The sequence below is a fragment of the Mesorhizobium sp. WSM4813 genome (assembly GCF_055811555.1).
In genome coordinates, this window is sequence record NZ_JBVVQU010000162.1 from 1 (window position 1) to 462 (window position 462).

Below are 462 nucleotides of genomic sequence, written 5' to 3' on the forward strand. Positions count from 1 at the left end.
GTGCCACCGAGCAGCAAATACGCGACATTGTATCGCTGATCGGACTTGATCGTGCCTCGATCCTGAGAGAAGCGCGTCTCATGCGCCGTGATCTAGGGCCGAAACTTTAAGGCTTCACTGCGGTCGACTATTACGCACCTAGAACGGCCGGCCGGCCCGGATCATTGCGCGTGCGATCGCGAGCTGCGCTTCGACCTTAGCGTTCTCCTTTTGCGTCATATTGTCAGCGGCGGTCAACCGCCTCAAGGATCGCATGATCTCCTCGGGTTGGCCGATCCACTCGACGGAACTAACTGTCTGTGGCGACGTTGCGCTGGCAGTAAAACTATGCTGACCAACGGAGACGGACATGACGGAGCCCAAAGAACGTCTGGTGCAGTGGCTGCGCGACGCTCACGCCATGGAAGAACAGGCCGAGACCATTTTGAGCGGCCAAATCGAGCGTCTGGAAAACTATCCCGA

Annotated in this window: 1 protein-coding gene; it reads left to right on the forward strand. The window is 57.8% G+C overall.

Translation table 11 applies throughout. The annotated features are described in order from the left end of the window. Positions 1-349 precede the first annotated feature (349 nt). A partial coding sequence (locus AC0L25_RS32505) for a DUF892 family protein (RefSeq protein ID WP_473599198.1) occupies positions 350-462 on the forward strand: 113 nt, incomplete at its 3' end.